Source organism: Peristeroidobacter soli, from assembly GCF_004138485.1.
GTDB classification, from domain to species: domain Bacteria; phylum Pseudomonadota; class Gammaproteobacteria; order Steroidobacterales; family Steroidobacteraceae; genus Steroidobacter; species Steroidobacter soli.
Window position 1 is genome coordinate 865,669 of the sequence record NZ_RYEV01000004.1, and the last position, 18,613, is coordinate 884,281.

12 protein-coding genes are annotated in these 18,613 nt (G+C 63.0%); 6 read left to right on the forward strand and 6 right to left on the reverse strand.

All coding sequences use genetic code 11. The annotated features are described in order from the left end of the window. Positions 1–84: 84 nt before the first annotated feature. Together EKO19_RS19475 and EKO19_RS19480 are read right to left on the reverse strand one after the other, a co-directional pair. Positions 85–1,065: a FecR family protein gene (locus tag EKO19_RS19475; RefSeq protein WP_129778105.1), complete on the reverse strand. Its 981-nt coding sequence runs from the start codon at positions 1,063–1,065 to the stop codon at positions 85–87. Further along, positions 1,055–1,660 (reverse strand): RNA polymerase sigma factor, encoded by a 606-nt coding sequence (locus EKO19_RS19480; RefSeq protein WP_129778106.1) that lies wholly within the window; start codon positions 1,658–1,660, stop codon positions 1,055–1,057. Before EKO19_RS19480 ends, EKO19_RS19475 begins: the two co-directional genes overlap by 11 nt. Positions 1,661–1,840: 180 nt before the next feature. Between EKO19_RS19480 and EKO19_RS19485 the strand changes: the two genes are divergently transcribed. Together EKO19_RS19485 and EKO19_RS19490 are read left to right on the forward strand one after the other, a co-directional pair. Beyond that, positions 1,841–3,298: a serine hydrolase domain-containing protein gene (locus tag EKO19_RS19485; RefSeq protein ID WP_157995341.1), complete on the forward strand. Its 1,458-nt coding sequence runs from the start codon at positions 1,841–1,843 to the stop codon at positions 3,296–3,298. Continuing rightward, a complete protein-coding gene (locus EKO19_RS19490; protein WP_129778541.1) occupies positions 3,298–4,902 on the forward strand; it encodes an N-acyl-D-amino-acid deacylase family protein in 1,605 nt (534 codons plus the stop codon). The genes EKO19_RS19485 and EKO19_RS19490 overlap by 1 nt, the downstream gene beginning before the upstream one ends. 294 nt (positions 4,903–5,196) lie before the next feature. Here the strand turns inward: EKO19_RS19490 and EKO19_RS19495 are convergent, their stop codons facing one another. Further along, a complete protein-coding gene (locus EKO19_RS19495; protein ID WP_129778108.1) occupies positions 5,197–6,144 on the reverse strand; it encodes a LysR family transcriptional regulator in 948 nt (315 codons plus the stop codon). A 66-nt stretch (positions 6,145–6,210) separates the two neighbouring features. Here EKO19_RS19495 and EKO19_RS19500 point away from each other — a divergent pair, with 66 nt between their 5' ends. Together EKO19_RS19500 and EKO19_RS19505 are read left to right on the forward strand one after the other, a co-directional pair. Next, positions 6,211–7,512 (forward strand): omega-aminotransferase AptA, encoded by a 1,302-nt coding sequence (locus EKO19_RS19500; RefSeq protein ID WP_129778109.1) that lies wholly within the window; start codon positions 6,211–6,213, stop codon positions 7,510–7,512. Position 7,513: 1 nt separating this feature from the next. After that, positions 7,514–9,028 (forward strand): CoA-acylating methylmalonate-semialdehyde dehydrogenase, encoded by a 1,515-nt coding sequence (locus EKO19_RS19505; protein WP_129778110.1) that lies wholly within the window; start codon positions 7,514–7,516, stop codon positions 9,026–9,028. 6 nt (positions 9,029–9,034) lie between these two features. On the opposite strand, the gene EKO19_RS19510 is transcribed toward EKO19_RS19505, so the two are convergent. The 3 genes from EKO19_RS19510 to EKO19_RS19520 form a co-directional block, all read right to left on the reverse strand. After that, a complete protein-coding gene (locus EKO19_RS19510; protein WP_175597113.1) occupies positions 9,035–11,806 on the reverse strand; it encodes a TonB-dependent receptor plug domain-containing protein in 2,772 nt (923 codons plus the stop codon). Positions 11,807–11,954: 148 nt separating this feature from the next. Beyond that, the gene (locus EKO19_RS19515) at positions 11,955–12,323 is read right to left on the reverse strand and encodes a hypothetical protein (protein WP_129778112.1); all 369 of its coding nucleotides are present in this window, start codon (positions 12,321–12,323) and stop codon (positions 11,955–11,957) included. A 256-nt stretch (positions 12,324–12,579) separates the two neighbouring features. Beyond that, a complete protein-coding gene (locus EKO19_RS19520; RefSeq protein ID WP_129778113.1) occupies positions 12,580–15,180 on the reverse strand; it encodes a serine/threonine-protein kinase in 2,601 nt (866 codons plus the stop codon). Between the two features lie 149 nt (positions 15,181–15,329). Between EKO19_RS19520 and EKO19_RS19525 the strand changes: the two genes are divergently transcribed. Together EKO19_RS19525 and EKO19_RS19530 are read left to right on the forward strand one after the other, a co-directional pair. Then, a complete protein-coding gene (locus EKO19_RS19525) occupies positions 15,330–15,896 on the forward strand; it encodes an ECF-type sigma factor (RefSeq protein WP_129778114.1) in 567 nt (188 codons plus the stop codon). Between the two features lie 90 nt (positions 15,897–15,986). Further along, the gene (locus EKO19_RS19530) at positions 15,987–18,611 is read left to right on the forward strand and encodes an ATP-binding protein (protein ID WP_129778115.1); all 2,625 of its coding nucleotides are present in this window, start codon (positions 15,987–15,989) and stop codon (positions 18,609–18,611) included. The last annotated feature ends 2 nt before the right edge of the window (positions 18,612–18,613 follow it).

Genomic DNA, 18,613 nt, shown 5'->3' on the forward strand with positions numbered 1-18,613 from the left:
ATGAGAGGACACGGCCGCGTTGCCGTGTATGTCATCAAGACAAACGAGCGGCACAAACCGGAAATGTTTCCTCCAGATTTTTGTTCATTGCCGCGTCTTGAGCGACAGCCCACCCAGCAGACGCGGCTCGAGCTGCACCGGGAACACTTGCGGAAGCGAATCGATCCACGCCTCCGTCGCCTGCGTGAATACCGTGCCCGAGAAAAGAATCTCGCCCGCGGCTGCATCGTCGATGACGATGGGCTGTTGCGAATACCGATTTACGTCGGCAATCACCGCGGCCAACGGTTCGTTGTGATATTCGAGCCGCCCTTGTTGCCAGGCCAGCGTGCTCGCTGCGGTGGCCGGCGTGATCGACGGCACCGAATCTCCCGAAACTTCCCACGCGATACGATTGCCCGCGGCGACCTTCGCGCTGCCGCTCGGCGTGGAGACTTCGACAATGCCCTTGGTGACACTCACCACGACCCGATCGTCGGCGTGGCGCACATTGAATGCCGTGCCGAGCGCGCGCACGTGCATGGTGCCGACTTGCACGACGAACGGTCGCTGCGGATTGTGAGCCACCGAGAAATACGCTTCGCCCGAGGCACCTTCCATGACCAGCAGTCGCATGTCTTCGCTGTAGCGCGAGGTCACCGTGGACCTGGCGGCCAGATCGACGGTGGAGCCGTCCGGCAGCGATGTCTGGCGCACTTCGGCCATGGGCTGATCCGGCGTGACCCGATGGGCACTCACCAGCCAGCCAATCGTGGCTGTGACGACCAACAAACTCGCCGCCAGCGCTGGCCACCAGCGCCGGCGACCCGGTTGGGTTCGTTCGTCGGGCATCGATTCGCGGCCCGCGAGCAGCGCGGCGACGCTGGCCGACTCGTCATCGCCGATCAATCGTCCAGACTCGTGCCAGAACGATTGCATCTCCTCGAAAGCGAGCCGATGGCGCTCGTCGGCCTGATACCAGAGCAGCCATTGCGCCACATCCTCCTGCGTAGCCCGCTCATCGCGCAGCTTCACGACCCAGAGCCACGCGGCTTCCAGCTCCGCCACGTCCACTCTATTCGTCATTGACTTTCGGTTCCTTCAGCTGAGCCTTGGCTTGCGCCGGCGTGCTTCCCCGCACGCGCAGCTTGCAATACAGCCCGGCCCGCACCAGGTAATTACGCACCATGCGCTCGTTGACGCCGAGCTCGATGGCAATTTGTTCCTGACTCCATTCCTTGAAGCGGTACAGGATGAAGGCGCGCCGGCAATTCGGCGGCAGCTCGAACAGCGCCCGGCGCAGCAGCCACAGCTGTTGTCGGCCCAACACGTGGCGATCGGGACTGAGCCAATCCACCGGCGGCGCCGGATCGTCCAGCCGATCGAGCGCGCCCCGCACCCGTCGTTGCCGGGCTCGATTGATGGCGATATTGGCGGCGGTCTTGAACAGATAGGCGCGCAGGAAACCGATCGCGTCGGGTCGGTCGAGCTGCAACAGCTGCACGTAGGCTTCCTGCGCGACTTCCTTCGCCTCCTGCGAATCGCGCACGCGAGTCATGAGGAACGCATGCAGCGCGCGATGGTGCAGCTGAATCAGGTGTTGCACCGTTTGAATGCGCGCATCGTCGTCGCCGCCGGACGGCGTTTCCACGGTCGATGTCAGCTGATACTCCAGCGCCATGCAGAGTTAGACACTCGACGCAGAGTAATCCGGCAATTCGAATTGCGGAATCGGCACCGAGTTGAGAGGGTATGCATTCGGGTTATGCGTCACCGAATAAATTTCCCACCCGCTCTGGCGGTTCACCGGGCAACAATGGAATGATCGCGACGTTGCTCGCGGCATAACGAGGGGATCCAAGTGAAGCGTCTATTAGTCTCGATCGTCTGCACGATCGCCGTCAGTCACGCCTTCGCCTCCGCGCGAGAAAAAAGCGTCGTGGATACCGCCGCGGTCGATGAAATATTCGCGCCGTTCAATGGCGACCGCCCTGGCTGCTCGGTCGGTGTATTCCGCAACGGCGAGACGGCGCTGCTCCGGAATTACGGCCTGGCTGACCTCGCGACCAAAGCGCCGCTGACCGCGGACACCGTGTTCTACATGGCTTCGGTCAGCAAGCAGTTCACCTCGCTCGCGGCGGCCAAGCTGATCGAAGACGGCAAGCTCGGGCTCGACGACGACATCCGCAAATGGCTGCCGGAGCTGCCGCGCTATCCGACGCCCGTCACCGTGCGTCGCTTGATGAATCACACCAGCGGCGCGCGCGAAGTGCTCGGCCTGTTCTCGCTGGCCGGCACGCAGAGCTATGAAACCCTGATGCCGCCGGAAGTGTTGCGCATGATGGTTCGCCAGAAGTCGCTGAACTTCACGCCGGGCGCGCAATATACGTACAGCAACGGCGGTTATTTCCTGTTGGCCCAGGTGGTCGAGCGCGCCGCCGGCGAGCGCTTCGATGTGTTCGCGCGCAAACGCATTCTCGAGCCGCTGGGCATGAAGAGCAGTTATTTCCGTTACGGCTCCAATCCGGGCGGCGCCAATCTCGCGCACGGCTATGTTCGAGACGGCGCCGGCTACTCGGTCCGCGATACCTATCCCGGCTTCAGCGGCTCGGGTGGATTGATGAGCAGCGTGAACGACATGGCGAAGTACGACCACGACTTCCATGTCGGTCACAAGATCTGGACTGAGAAGACGCGCGAGATCATGTTGGCGCCGGGCGTGCTCTCCGACGGCAAGCTCATCGATGCCGGCAACGGTCTCAGCTACGCCAGCGGTCTGCGCGTCGGCACCTTGCGCGGACAGCCGGTCGTCGAGCACAGCGGCGGTCACGCGGCGTTCACCAGCAACTATGTGACTTTCCCCAAGCTCAAGGCGAGCGTGGTTTCCATCTGCAACATCGCGGACAACCCGAGCGCCTACAACCTGCGTGTCGTCGAGGCGCTGTATCCGAAGGCGTTCACCGGTCCGAAGCCCAAGGCCGAGGAGCGAGTGAAACCGACGGACAATCGGCAACCGATTCCCGCGGACACGCTGACCGCGCTGGGCGTCGGCACGGCGCTGTATCGTTCGGAAGAGATCGACGCCGACTATCGCTTCATGCGCGACGGCGACAGCCTCGCGGTCGATGTGTTCTCGGATTTCGTCAGCGGCGGCCGGCCCGAAGGTTTCTCCGGAATCAAGCTCGACTCACCGGACGTGCTGCGCGGTGACTTTGGCAAGCTGCGACTGGAGCGCGGCGCCGACAACACCGTCACTGGCTTCGTGCTCGAAACCGGCCGGCTCGAAGGCGGCCTGAAGTTCACGCGAGTGGCACCGTGATGAGGTCCGCAATCCTGCGTGCCTGCTGTTTGGCAGCTGTCATTGGCGCGAGCGCCGGAACGCCCGCACTCGCCAAGGAACGCAGCGACGTCATCATCGCCAATGGCACAGTCCACGACGGCAGTGACGCCGCGTCCCGGCTCGGCGACGTGGTGATTCGTGGCGATCGAATCCTCTATGTCGGCAGCAACGCACGGGAGAAATACTCCGCCGACAAGATCGTCGATGCCACCGGCAAGATCGTCGCACCGGGCTTCATCGATCCGCATACGCATCCGGATGAGTTCATTCGTTCGAACGATCCGGCGCAGCGCTTGACGCCCGCCTGGCTGTTTCAAGGCGCGACCACCTTGATGATCGGCGTCGACGGCTACGGCACGCCCGATATCGACGCGGAAGACGCGCGGATCAAGAAGGACGGCGTCGGCGTCAACTTGGGCTCGTACGTGGGCTTCGGCCGCGTCCGTCAGAGCGTGCTGAAGCAAGACGCACGCGTCCCCACCGCTCAAGAGTTGCAGCAGATGAAGTCCATGGTCGCCGACGGCATGTGCCAAGGCGCCTTCGGTCTGTCGACCGGCTTGTTCTACGCGCCGCAGAGCTTTGCGAAGACCGAAGAAGTGATCGAAGTGGCTCGTGAAGCTGCCACGCGCGGCGGTATCTACGACACTCATCAACGGGATGAGTCGTCGTATTCCATTGGCCTGCTCGGATCCACGCGCGAGGTCTTGCGCATCGGTCGTGAGGCTGGGATGCCGGTGCACTTCGGACACATCAAGGCACTCGGTGTCGACGTGCACGGCGAAGCAGACGATGTGATCAAGCTCATCGAAGAGGCGCGCGCCGCCGGGCAAGTCGTCACCGCGGATCAATATCCCTGGCTCGCCTCGGGCACGGGATTGAGCGCGTCGCTGCTGCCTCGCTGGGCCGTCGATGGCGGGCGCCCCGCTCTGCTGAAGCGTCTGGACGATAAAGAAACCTTGCAGAAGATCCGCACGGAAATGCGCGAGAACCTGCGCCGTCGTGGCGGACCCGACTCTCTGGTGCTGACCGTGGCCGGCTCACCCTGGCATGGCAAGAAGCTCGGTGAAGTGGCGCGCGAGCGCGGTGAGGACCCCATCGACGCCGCGTTGTTCGTCATCCGCGATGGCCGCGACTCGGCGGTCTCGTTCAACATGGACAACGCCGACGTGATTCGTTTCATGCGCCAGCCCTGGGTCGTCACCAGCTCGGACGGCTCGTCCGGTCATCCGCGCCAGTTCGCCACGTTTCCGCAGAAATATCGCGAGTACGTGCAGAAAGGCGTGATCACGCTGGGCGAGTTCATTCGCAGCTCGACGGGACGCACCGCCGATATCTTGAGCCTGAAAGCTCGCGGCTATCTGCGCGAAGGCTACTTCGCCGATGTCGTCGTGTTCGATCCGAAGCAGTACGCGCCGAAGGCGGACTACTTGCATCCACGCGAGCTGTCCGTAGGCGTGACTCAGTTGCTGGTGAACGGCCAACTGGCCATCGATGGTGGCAAGCTCACCGGCGTTGCCGCCGGCAAGTTGTTGCGTCATGAGCCCAAAGGCAGTTGCCCGCAGAAAGTCTCGTCGCTCAATTAACCGGCCAGGGCCGCTAGCGCCTGCTTCGCGGCCCGGCGTCCTTCGGTGGCGGCCGATGCCCTTGATATCGCGGCGCGCCTCGAAGCCGTAGGCCGCGGGTACGTCGAGCTTGTCCAGATATTTCCAATTCGCAACCGCGACGTTAGCCACGAGGATGGGCGCATGATGGAACTGCGCGAATGCATCCGTGTAACGGCTCGGAAGATCGCGAACGACTCGTCGCGTGATCCACGAACCCGTGCCCATGACGACTGCTTTGGCTCGAACCCGCTGCAGCCGCCCCGAGCGAGGAGCTCAAGCCGACGGCTTTTGATGCGCGGTCGCCAGACACTCCGCAAATGCCCGCACCACGCGCGACGGCGCGGGTGAGCGACGGACCACGCTGGCGAAACGACAGACGTAACGAAACCGCTGGGGATGCACGGCGCGCAGCTGCCCGGCTTTGACGAAGCTATCGGCGTAATGGTCGGGCAGGAAGCCCAGATACGCACCCGACAGCACCAACGTCGCGATCGCCTCCTGATCGAAGCCGGTCGCGGCCCGCTCCAGCCGCGCCTTGTGACTCGCCACCATGTTGGGCGAGTGATAGCCCAGACCGGCGAACGGCAGTTTGCGGAGCTTGGCCCAGCTCAAGCCATCGTTGTCGGTACTGAACAGCGGATGTCGCACGCCGCAGTACATCAGCACGGTCTCGCCGAACAGATCGGTGTACGAAAGCGCCTTGGAGCTGCGGTGAGTGGGAATCACGCCCACGTGATAGGTGCCGTCGAGCAAGCCGCGCTCGATGCCGTTGATCGAGTCGACGTGCACGCTCAAACGCACTTCGGGTGCCAGGGTGGTGAATCGCTCGACCGCCACGTGGATGCGCGCTTCCGGGTTGCTCACGGTCTTGTCGAACAACGCGATCTCGAGCTGACCGCCCATGCGGCGATGGATATCGTCGATGCCGCCACGAAACGCCTCTACCGAGCCGAGCAGCTTCAGGATCTCGCGATAGACCCGGTCGCCCTCCGCGGTGAGCCCGAACCCACCGCGCCCCCGGCGGCACAGCCGCAAGCCCAGGCGGGTCTCCAGATCCTTGACGTGACGGCTGACCGTCGAGGTGCCGATGTTCAGCTCCAGCTCCGCCGCCGCCATGCCGCCGCACTCGGCTACCGCCTTGAAAACCCGAAGCAAACGCAGGTCCAGGTCGCTGACCTGGCCGAGGATGGCGCGTTCCCGAGGCTGCCGGCTTACTTTCATCGATGCGCAACTAAAGAGCGATGTTTGCTCATTTGCAAGAGTACAACTTTTCCCGATGATCCGCCCATGACACTCGACGCCTACTGGATGCCGTTCACCGGCAATCGCGCTTTCAAGCAGGACCCTCGGATCATCGTCCAGGCCGAGGGCGCTCATTTCATCGATGATCGCGGCCGCCAGATTCTCGACGGCCTGTCGGGCCTGTGGTGTACCGGGCTGGGCCATTGCCGCCGGGAAATCACTGAAGCGGTGTCACGGCAGATTGCCCGCCTCGACTATTCGCCGGCCTTTCAATTCGGCCATCCGCTGGCGTTCGAGCTGGCCGAGAAGATCCAGTCTTTCATGCCCCCCGGGCTGAATCGCGTGTTCTTCACCTGCTCCGGCTCCGAAGCCGCGGACACCTCGCTGAAGATCGCGCGAGCGTATTGGCGCGCGAAGGGACAGGCCAGCAAGACCCGCCTCATCGGCCGCGAGAAGGGCTATCACGGCGTGAACTTCGGCGGCATCTCGGTGGGCGGCATCGGCGCCAATCGCAAAGTGTTTGGCCCGGCGGTCGAGGCCGATCATCTGCCGCACACCTTGTTATCTGCGAACGCGTACTCGCGAGGCATGCCGGCCAACGGCGCCGAGCTGGCCGATCGTCTGCTCGATCTGATCGCGCTTCACGACGCGTCCAATATCGCGGCCGTGATCGTCGAGCCGTTCTCCGGATCGGCCGGCGTCGTCGTGCCACCGCGCGGCTATCTGCAGCGGCTTCGTGAGATCTGCACCGCCAACAACATCCTGCTGATCTTCGACGAAGTCATCACGGCTTTCGGTCGCTGTGGCGCGAAGACCGGTGCCGAAGCGTTCGGCGTCGTTCCGGACATGATCAACATCGCCAAGCAAGTGACCAACGGCGCGCAACCGCTGGGCGCGGTCATCGCGAACGACGACATTCACAACGCCATCATGGACGCGGGCGGCCCCGACTACGCGATCGAGTTCGCGCACGGCTACACCTACTCCGCTCACCCCGTGGCCTGCGCCGCCGGCATCGCGGCACTCGACGTGCTTCGACAGGAACAAATGATCGAGCGCGTGCATGAGCTGGCGCCCTACTTCGAACAGGCCGTGCACAGCTTGAAGGGTTCGCGTCACATCACCGACATCCGCAACTTCGGACTCGCGGCCGGCATCACGCTGGCCTCGCGGCCCGGCGAACCGGCGCGTCGCCCGATGGAAGCGGCGCTTGCCTGCTGGCAAAAAGGCGTCTATGTAAGATTCGGTGGCGACACCCTGCAGATCGCCCCTCCCTTCATCATCGAGAGGCCGCAGATCGATCGCCTGATCGACACGGTGCGACAGTCTTTGTCAGAGGTCGAATAAAATGAGCGTGCTTCAACATTGGATCGGTGGACGTGAAGTTGCAAGCAGCGGGACGCGAACGCAGCCCGTGTTCAATCCCGCCACCGGGCAACGCATTCGCGACGTGGCGCTGGGAAGTGTTCAGGACGTGCAGACCGCGGTCGACGCCGCGCTGAAAGCGCAGCAAACGTGGGCCGACACGCCGCCGATTCGTCGCGCCCGTCACCTGCTGAGCTTCCTGCAACTGCTGAATCAGCAGCGAGACGCCATTGCCGCGGCGATCACCGAAGAGCACGGCAAAGTGTTGTCGGATGCGCGCGGCGAAGTCATGCGCGGCATCGAGATCGTCGAGTTCGCCTGCGGAATCGCGCCCATGCTGAAGGGCGATTTCACCGATCAGGTCGCGACCGGCCTCGACAACTGGACCATCCGCCAGCCGCTCGGCGTCGTGGCCGGCATCACGCCCTTCAACTTCCCGTGCATGGTGCCGTGCTGGATGTTTCCTATCGCCCTCGCCTGTGGCAACAGCTTCATTCTGAAGCCCAGCGAGCGCGATCCGTCCGCCTCATTGCTGATGGCGCAGTTGCTGAAGCAGGCCGGCCTTCCCGACGGCGTCTTCAACATCGTCCAGGGCGATGCCACGGTGGTCAATGCGATCCTGCAGCACCCCGACATCAAGGCCGTGAGTTTCGTCGGCTCGACGCCGGTCGCGAAGCACATCTATACGGAAGGCTCTCGCCACGGCAAGCGCACACAGGCGTTGGGCGGCGCCAAGAATCACATGGTCGTGATGCCGGATGCGGATCTCGATCAAGCGGTCGACGCGTTGATCGGTTCGGCTTACGGCTCTGCCGGCGAGCGTTGCATGGCCATCTCCGTTGCCGTGCTCGTGGGCGATGTCGCCGACAAGATCGTGCCGCGCCTCGCCGAGCGCGCGCGCACGCTCAAGATTGCCGACGGCACCGTCGAAGACGCCGAGATGGGGCCGATCATTACCCGCGACTCGGTGAAGCGGATCAGCGGCTATATCGAAGAAGGCCGCAGCGGCGGCGCCTCACTCGTGGTGGACGGCCGCGTCGATCCGACTTCCGGTAAGCCGTTTGCGGTGAAGGGCCGTGAAGACGGCTTCTGGCTGGGCGGCACGCTGTTCGATCACGTCAAGCCGGACATGAAGATCTATCGCGAGGAAATCTTCGGCCCGGTGCTCGCCTGCGTGCGCGTGAAGGACTTCGCCGAAGCGGTGCGCTTGATCAACGCTCACGAGTTCGCCAACGGCGTGTCGTGCTACACGCGCGATGGACACGTCGCGCGTGAGTTCGCGCGACGCATCGAAGTGGGCATGGTCGGGATCAACGTTCCGATTCCCGTGCCGATGGCCTGGCACGGGTTCGGCGGCTGGAAGAGCAGCCTGTTCGGCGACACGCACGTCTACGGCCAGGAAGGCATTCGCTTCTACACGCGGCAGAAATCGATCATGCAACGCTGGCCGGAGAGCACGGCGAAGGGATCGGAATTCGTGATCCCTTCGTCGATCTAGCACTTCTTAGAACATCACCCGCGCGCCGACGTAGTACTTGCGCCCGATCACGTCGTAGATCGCGCCGTTGGTGGCGGCGTTCGAGATGAAGCTGAGCGGAATGACCGGCGGGTCTTTGTCCAGCACGTTATCGATGCCGGCGAAGATCCGCACCTGGCCATTGCCGAAGTTCGACAAGTCGTAGTGCGCGGACAGATCCACGTAGGTCACCGCACCGATGTCGTTCTCGCCGCTCGACAGATCTTCCGGCCCATAAGTGGCGTCGTAAACGCCCGAGCCGATGTAGCGCGCCTGTGCAAAGCCGCCCCAGTTCTCCAGGTCATAACCGACACTGAGCGTGGCTTTGAAATCGGGGGTGCCGAAGCCGGAACCGGTACCGACCTCGCCGGCGGTATCGAGCGGCAGGCCGCCCGAGGGCGCGATCTCTTTATGGATGAGGTAGCTGGAGATCAAGCCGATACTGAGATCGCCGTTGCCGAGCGGCTGCGTGTAGCGCAGCTCGGCATCGATGCCCTTCAAATCGAAAGCGCCGAGATTGAGGTTCTTGCCGGCCACGACCTCGATGTCGCCGCTGCCATCGGGGTTGAACGTGATCAGGTCGCACAGGCTGGTGTCGCCATCGAAGCATCGCTGCACGACACTCTGCGGCGAGAGGACACCGATCGTGTCCGTCAAGTCGATGTGATACCAGTCCAGCGAAGCTCGGAAGCCGCCGGTGGAATACACGACGCCGAACGTCGTCGTCTTGGCGGTCTCCTCCTTCAGATCCGGGTTGCCCATGGTCGGCGTCTCGACGCGATCCGTGGGCGGGACTTGTGGATTGATGAATGGATTGGAGACGTTGCCGAACAGCAGCACGGTCTTGACGAACGTTTCGCCGATACTGGGCGCGCGGATGTCCTGAGAGATCGAGCCACGCAAGCGCAGTGACTCGATGGGCGAGTAGACCAGACCCGCCTTCCACGTCGTCACACTACCGACGGTGCTGTAGTCGGTCACGCGAGCCGCCGCGTTCAGATCCAGCGACTGCTGGTCGGACTTCAACAGCGGCACCGCGAATTCCACGAACCCTTCCTTCGCCGTGAACTCACCGTTCAACGGTTGCGCGTTGACGATCAGGAACTCTTCATTGGCGTTCGGCGCGTTGACGACGCGATCGAGCCGCTCTTTACGCCATTCGACGCCGAACGTGCCGAGCACCGGGCCGGCCCAGGCATCGAACAGCTCGCCGCCCACATCGGCCATGAATACGGTCTGCTTGATCTCGGTGTCGGAGGTACCGCGACCGGTGATGTAGTCGAGCGACGCGGCGCTCGGCGAGCCCTTGCCGAACAGATTGATGGGCGAGCAACCCGGTGCGCCATTCGCGCCGTTCAGATTGGCGCGGCAGACGATGTTGCCGCTGATGGGATCGCGCACGGCATCGGCCGCGAGCAGCAGATTGCCGACCAGCAGATTCTGCGGCTGGACATTCGAGAACTTGGTGCGACCGTACTGGCCCGACGCATTCCATTTGAACGAGTTGCCGAAGTCGCCCTTGAGCCCGGCCACGAAGCGCATGTTGTCGTTCTTGGACTCCGAGGTGATCGGCGCGAATTCCTCGAACGTGCGAAACAACAAGAACGACTGGTTGAGCGCCGCGACATTGGCGGGCAGGTAAGGATTGTCGGGCGTGATCTCGACATCGCCGAACGAAAACGCGTCGACCAGCTTACCGGTGGATTTCGACTGCGCGAAGCTCGCTTCGATGAAGGCCTCGGTCCTGTCGCCGATGTCGTGCTGAAGCGTCGCAAGGACGTTGAAACGTTCCGTGGGAATGAAGATGGCGCTGCGATCGCCCAGTCTCGAGCCACTGCCGCCGACCATGAAATCGCCCATGACTTCGCCGAGCTGCCGTGTCCGCGCCGTGCCGTCGGCGAAGAATTCGAGATTGTCCACAGCGGTGCCGGTCAAAGGCAGCGTCACGCCGTTGGGCGAAGCGATGAAGAGCGCCGCATTGTCACGGATCAGGTGCTGCGGAATGCCATCGGAAAGGCTGGTGTTAGCCGGGTTGTCGAACAGCGCCGGGCTGCGACGCTGCCAGGCTCGATCCTTTCCCTCGGGGATGCCCTCGTTCTTGTTGTAGTCCGCGGCGATCAGGAAATGACCGGCGCCACCGTTGAGCGAAGTCCCCCAGGCGGCGGCGAGCCGGGTGTCCTGGGCGTCGCCGTGCTCGGACTGCCCGTACTGAGCGTTGAACTTCATCCCTTCGAGCGATTCGTCGTAGATCAGATTGACGACGCCGGAGATGGCGTCCGAGCCCCAGGCCGCCGAAGCACCGCCGGTCACCACTTCGACCCGACCGATCGCCAGTGACGGCACGGCGTTCAAGTCGACGTTGCCGAACTCATCGAACGGCGTACCGCGCCGGCCATTCAACAGCACCAGGTTGCGATTGGTGCCGAGGCCGCGAAGGTCGACCGCGTTGATGCCGTTCTGACGGCTGTTCAAGCCGGTGGAGGCCGGTGTGATGGTGCCGGTGAACGCCGGCATTTCATTGATCACGTTGGCGATATTGGTGGCGCCGCGCTGCTCGACTTGGACCACATCCAGAACCGAAACCGGGGTAGGCGCCTGGAACCCGCTGTGCTCGATACGCGAGCCGGTGACCGTCAGCTCCTCGAGCGTGTCGCCCGGGTCCGAGGTGCTGGCTTCCTGCGCGAAAGCATATTGACCACCCAAAAAACACGCGATGCCGACAGCCGCGCGAACCAGAGAGCGCTTCGAATCGTAAGCCATGACCATCCCCGAACTCTTGTTTCGAGCTAGATTAGGACATGGAAATCCCAATAGTCAAAATTTTCTCCATTTGGAGAAAACCCGACCTGAATCCGGGACGGAACAAGAACGCGGCGCGGAGCCTGGGCTCGCGCACCGCGCTACATCGCTAGAACGTCGCGCCAATGCCCCGCAGACTTTCGACGGCATTCCCCGGGGGAGTGTATTCATTGCAGAGACCGGATCCCGCAATCCCGAACGGTTTGTCCATTGCAATCAGCGACAGCAGCAGCGCATACAGGTTCTTGCCCAGCTCGGTATTCAGCGGCAGCGTGTAGTGCCAGTAAGTGTTCTGGTGGCAAGGGGTGGTGTTACTCGGTGGCGCCGGATTGACGCGAATGAACAGGACATTACCGGTCGTCGTGCCCATCGTCATTTCAGCGATGGTTACGTTCGGCGCATCCCGGTCGGCATGCGCCGGAAGCACGCCACCGAAAAGGCACAAGCACATCGTGGCAATGGAAAAGTAACGACGCATGTCTCGAGTCCTCTGGTTGCAATTGTTCTTGATGACCGCAACGACCTGTGACAGTCCCAGAGGAGCGCGACGCCATTCCCTGGATCTGCTACACACACCGCCAGCGAATCGTTCAGCGGAGTGCGATGATGATCATGCTGCTTACGCAACAGGACACTGTCAACGATCACTTCGCGACCAAGGGAAGAAATCAGGACTTCCCTGAACGCGTCAACTCAGTAATTGAGCGAGCAATGTTTCGGTCTCAACGTTAGTGCTAGCGCCGCTGGGCGGCGATCTCGGTGGCCAGCGCCTTGGTTGATACCGAGCGCGGATGATCGGGCCCCAACTGCTTGACCAGAATTTCGTACGCAGTGTCGATCTCACGCTGCGCCTCGGCCAGGTTGCCGCGTTGCACGAGCACCCTGGCCAATTGACGGCGCGCATTACCTACGCGCCAGTGCTCCGGACCCAGCGCTTTGATCAGCGCATCCACACCGCTGCGTAACGAGCGCTCCGCCTCTTCCTCACGTCCGAGACGACTCAGTGTCAGCGCCCAGCTGTTGCTGGTGCTGATGGTGTCCGCATTGTCGGGACCCAGGTTGGCGCGCCGATTCTGTACGGCTTGACGGTAAAACGCTTCCGCCTCCTGCCAGCGGTTCATCGAAATGTAGAGCGCGCCGAGATTGTTATAAGTCGTGCCGAGCTCAACAGCCATCGGCCCGAGCGTGCGGCGCTGGATCTCCGCAGCCTGCAGATAGACGGTCGCCGCTTCGTCGTACTTCTGCGGAATATCTGAAATCGCGTTGGCAAGATTGTTCAGAGCGACACTGACCTGTGGATGCTCGTTACCGTAGAGCTGACGGGTCTGGTCCACCAACGAACGCAGCAACGGCTCGGCCGCAGCCGGCTCGCCTTTGATGACAAACGCATCGGCCACAGCGCTCTGTGCTTCGAGGGTCATCTCGGCGATCGGTCCGTTGGTCCGCAATTGCTCGCGATATGCCTGTTGTAACGTCTCGAGGCCCTGGTCCACATGCCCTTGGGCCAAGGCAACTCTGCCGGACAACAACAATGCGTAGCCTCGGGTCGCCTGGGCCTCAGCCGAGGTTCCGGACGTTGCCAACACTTGACGAACCAACTCCGCGGCCTCGTCGAACTCACTGCGACGTCGCAGGATGTTCGCCAGTTCGACCTTGGTTTGATTGAGCGCATCGGGATCGCGCCCGGTCGACACCAATGTCGTCATCGCCTCGCGAGCCAACTCGCTGGCACGAGTAAGATCGCCCTCCTCACGCTTGACCAAGGCCAGATCCAGCAGCGCCTTGGCGTAGGAGCCCGGCTCGGTTTGAGCATCGCTTCGACGCAGCGCTATCGCTTGTTCGATCAGCTTGGTCGCATCGGGATACGCACCGATGCCGCGATAGGCATTGCCGGCGGATTCCAACAGCGCCGCTCGAACATCCTGCCGCTGCTGATCCAGCTGCAATTGCAATCGTCGCGCGCCGGCATCCAACAGCTGGCGCGCGGAGATATCTTTGGTGCCGCTGATGATGGGATTGGCGAGCTCAAACAATCCCGCGGTGAAATTGGTGACCTTACGTGCCACCGCAGCTTCATTGTTCGCACGGTCGCGCTCTCGTTGTGCCTGTTGAGCGAGCTGCCTCATCGTGAGCCCGAACAGAATCGCGACCACGAACGCCGTACTCAGTCCCGCGACGGCCCACCGATGCTGTGACACGAACTTGCGCGCTCGATACAGCGCCGAGCCCTCCCTCGCACGAACCGGCTCGTCGTTCAAATAGCGAACCAGATCTTCACGAAGCGCGGCCGCCGTCGCGTAACGCTGCTTCGGATCGGGTCGCAACGCCATTTCCAGCACGGCGTCGAGATCGCCGCGCAACGCCTTGGCCCGCGCACCGGTCGCAAACTGCGACGCGCGCGGTATGCGCCCCTCCAGCGCAGTCTTGATGCGATCGGTACGGCTCGACGCCTTGGGCAACGGATGCTCGCCGGCCAGCAATACATACAACAGCATGCCGAGCTGATAAACGTCGGTAGCCGTGCTGGGCAACTCGCCGAGGATCTGTTCCGGCGCCGCATACTCCGGCGTCATCACGACTTCATCGATCTGGGTGAGCGAGCCGTCCATCTCCCCCTGTTGCTCGCCCAGCAGTTTGGCGATGCCGAAGTCCAGCAACTTCACCGAACCGTCGCGTGCCACGAGCACGTTCGAAGGCTTCAGGTCGCGGTGAATCACCAACTGACTGTGCGCATAGGCAACCGCCGAAACGGCGTCGAGAAACAATCGCACCCGCTCGCGAATCGACAGCTCGCCGAGCTCGCAGTGGTCGTCGATGCGTTCGCCATCGACATATTCGAGCACCAGAAACTGCCGGTTGTCCTGGGTCGTGCCGGCGTCGAGCAGACGCGCGATGTTCGGATGAGCCAGCTTGCCAAGCAGCCGGCCCTCACGCGTAAATCGATCCGCGAGCCGCGATTGAACGATGCTGCTGTCGAGAAACTTCAGTGCGACTTTGCCGTCGAACCGGCCGTCGCTGCGCGCGGCCAGCCACACTTCTCCCATACCGCCACGACCGATCATTCGCTCGATGGTGTAGGCGCCGACCACCTGACCGGTCAGCGACACATTCGCCGCCGCCACCAGTTGCGCCGCCGGGGTTACGTTGAGGAATCCTTCGGCGTTCAACACATCCTGCTCGGCGAGCAACTCACGCACGGCCCGGGCGATTTCGGGCTCGCGCAGGTCGAGATCGGCGAGCCAACGCTCGCGCGCCTCGCCTTCCAGATCCAGCACTTCATCCAGATAGGCTGTCACCCGGCGCCAGGTCGCGGGATCGAGCAAGTGGGCGGTCATTCGTGCGGCCCCGCTTCGAGTTCGTTCGGCCAATCCTAACCGTAATCGTAAAGCGGCGGCGCAACCCGACAGGGCAATATCTTCGGCCGGCGGGCGCCGTGTTATAAAATCGGCTCGCCGGTGGGGATGGCCGGCTCGGAGGTCGCGCCTTGAGCCCGCAGCAAGCAACACCAGAATCGCTCGACGCCGCTGCCCGTCAGGAGCTGTTCGTCAGCCTCTACGGCGATCTGCGCCGGATCGCCCAACGTGAATTACGCCGCAATGGCGGTGGCGCCCTGACACTCGGGGCGACCACGTTGTTGCATGAAGCCTACTTGAACATCAGCGACCGGCATCGCGCGCTGTTTCCCGATCGAGCGCATTTCCTGGCCTACGCCTCGCGGGCGATGCGGGGCCTGATCATCGATTACGCCCGCAGCCGCCAGGCCCTGAAGCGCGGCGGCGGATTCGAAATCACCTCGCTGCCCACCGACATTCCCGAACAGGCGGCCGATGTCGAAGAGCTGCAACGCCTGAGCGACGCCATCGAACAGCTCGCCGTCGCCGAGCCGCGCCTGGCCCAGGTGGTGGACCTGAAATATTTCAGCGGTTTCTCCTTTACCGACATCGCCGCGATGTGGGGCATGTCCGAGCGCACCATCCAGCGCGATTGGGAAAAAGCCCGGCTGTTCCTGCATCGCGCGCTGGCCCACCTGCCCGACCCCCTCCCGTCCTGAGCTTTTTTGAGGTCGATGTCGGCTTTGCCCGGCCGATTTCGATGACCCTGAGGCCAGAACCCTTTTCGCTGGCTTGGGGACATAGCAGTCATGAGCGCGACCAACGTGCAGGCAGCCCGGATGCGCGAAACCGGAGGCTTCGTCACCGGGCCTTTGCTCGAACGCGAACGTCACCTGCAGGAGCTGGCGCAATGGCTGGCGGCGGCCAGGAACGGCGGTCGGATCGCGCTGGTCGGCGGTGAAGCGGGCCTGGGCAAAACGTCGCTGATGCAGGAATTTGCCCGGCAACAGCGCAAGACGCGAGTGCTGTGGGGCGCCTGCGATTCGCTGTTCACGCCTCGCCCGCTGGCGCCATTGCATGACATCGCGAGGCAAGCTCGTGGCGGCCTGCTAACGACGGTCACAAGCGCCACGAATCGCGAGGTCATCTTCAACGCCGCGCTGGACGAGCTCGAACACGCCGAGACGCTGGTGGTATTTGAAGATGTGCATTGGGCCGATGAGGCCACGCTGGATCTGCTCAAATTCCTCGGTCGTCGTATTCATCGAACCAAGGCGCTGCTCGCCATCACCTATCGCGACGACGAGGTGCACGCCAGGCATCCACTGTGCTCAGTTCTGGGCGACCTGCCTCGCGCCGACACTCATCGCATGCTTCTGTCGCCGCTCTCGGAGAGCGCGGTCGCGGACCTGGCCAGACGAGCCGGTCGCGGCACGGAGGATCTGCATCGAATCACCGGCGGCAATCCGCTGTTCGTTACTGAAGTGCTGGCCGAGCCTTCAGCTTCGGTGCCTGCCACCGTCCGCGACGCTGTGCTTGCACGCGCTTCGCAGTTGTCCGCAAAGGCGCGCGCCATCGCGGAAGTGGTCAGCGTGATTCCGGCGAGAACCGAAGCGTGGCTGGTCAAACAAGCCGTCGCCGTGGACGATGCCAGCGTGGAGGAATGTTTGGGGATCGGCATGATTCGCGATGCCGACGGTGCCCTCTCCTTCAGGCACGAACTGACCCGTCGCGCCTTCCAGGACTCGCTCTCCAAACTGCGCCAGCTCAGTCTGCACGCCAAGGTGTTTGGAGTACTGGCGCAACGCTCCGGCGTTTCGGCAGCTCGCATCACCCATCATGCGAACGGCGCGGAAAACGCCGAGGCCGTGTTGCGTTTCGCGCCGCTGGCAGCCACCCAAGCGGCGTCGGTGAGAGCCCATCGCGAAGCCGCCGCGCACTATCGTACGGCGCTTCGTTATGAGGAGAAATTGAATCCCGAGCAACGAGCGCGTCTGCTCGAAGCGCTGTCGTACGAGTGCTATCTCACCAATCAGATCGATGAGGCCCTGGCCACGCGTCGCGAAGCCGCCGCGATCTGGCGAACCCTCGGCAACACACTGAAACAAGGCGATTCGCAGCGCTGGCTGTCGCGACTGAGTTGGTTCGCTGGCGTCGGCGCCGAGGCCATGAACCACGCCGTCGAAGCCATCGACACCTTGGAACGATTGCCCGCCGGCCCCGAGCTCGCCATGGCGTACAGCAATCGCGCGCAGCTCGAAATGCTCGCGCAGGAAAGCTCATCGGCAATCGCGTGGGCCGATCGCACGCTCGCCCTCGCCGAGCCCTGGGGCAACTGGGAAATCGTCAGTCACTCGTTGAACAACCGAGGTTCGGCCAAACTCAATGCCGGCGATGTCACTGGCTACGAGGATCTGGAACGCAGTTTACGGATCGCGTTGGAAGGCAATCTGCAGGAACACGTGGCGCGCGCATACACGAATCTGACTTCATCGTCCGTCGCCTCTCGCAACTACGAACTGGCGCAGCGTTACGCGGCCGAAGGAATCGCGTATTGCGAAGAGCACGATCTGGATTCCTGGGTTCTGTACATGACCGCATGGCGCGCGCGCCTGAAGTTCGAACTGTGCGACTGGGACGGCGCCGGCGAGGATGCACAGAAGGTGTTGCAGAACTGCTCGACCACCGTCGCGGCACAAGCCCCTGCACTGATCGTGCTGGGTCAGCTACGAACTCGTCGCGGCGATCCGCAAGCAGCCTCAGCGTTGAATGATGCTCGCACGCTCGTCCAGCTCACAAAGGAACTGCAACGAATCGTGCCGCTGACCGTCGCATCAGCCGAAGCCGCCTGGCTTGCGGGCGATCCGGCGGCAGCAGTCGCAGAGTTGCTGCCCGTGTATGAGCGCGCGCTGAAGACTCAGGACCATTGGATCAAGAGCGAGTTGGCAGCGTGGTTGCAAAGGCTCGGCGCGTGGGTCGTTGCTCCTGAGAAGACCATGGGTCCGTATGCGTTGGAGCTCATCGGCAAATGGCAAGAAGCCGCGCGCGCCTGGGAAGAACTGGGCTGCCGACACGATCAGGCCGAGGTGTTGGCGCGTTATGGCGGTGAGCCCGAGAAGCGGCGCGCGCTCGAAATGTTCGAGGAACTGGGCTCGACTCTGTTCGCTCAAGCGCTGCGCCGGCAGATGCGACTGGATGGTGTCCGCCGTATTCCCCGCGGCTCGCGCCGTTCAACGCGCGACAACTCCATGGGACTCACTCAACGTGAAGCGCAGATCTTCGATCTGATGTCACAAGGGCTGCGCAACTCCGAGATCGCCACCAGACTGTTCGTGTCGACGCGGACGGTGGATCATCACGTCTCGGCCATTCTCACCAAGCTCGGTGTGCCATCGCGCGCGGCGGCGCTCGCGATGGCACACAGGAGTCGTTGATC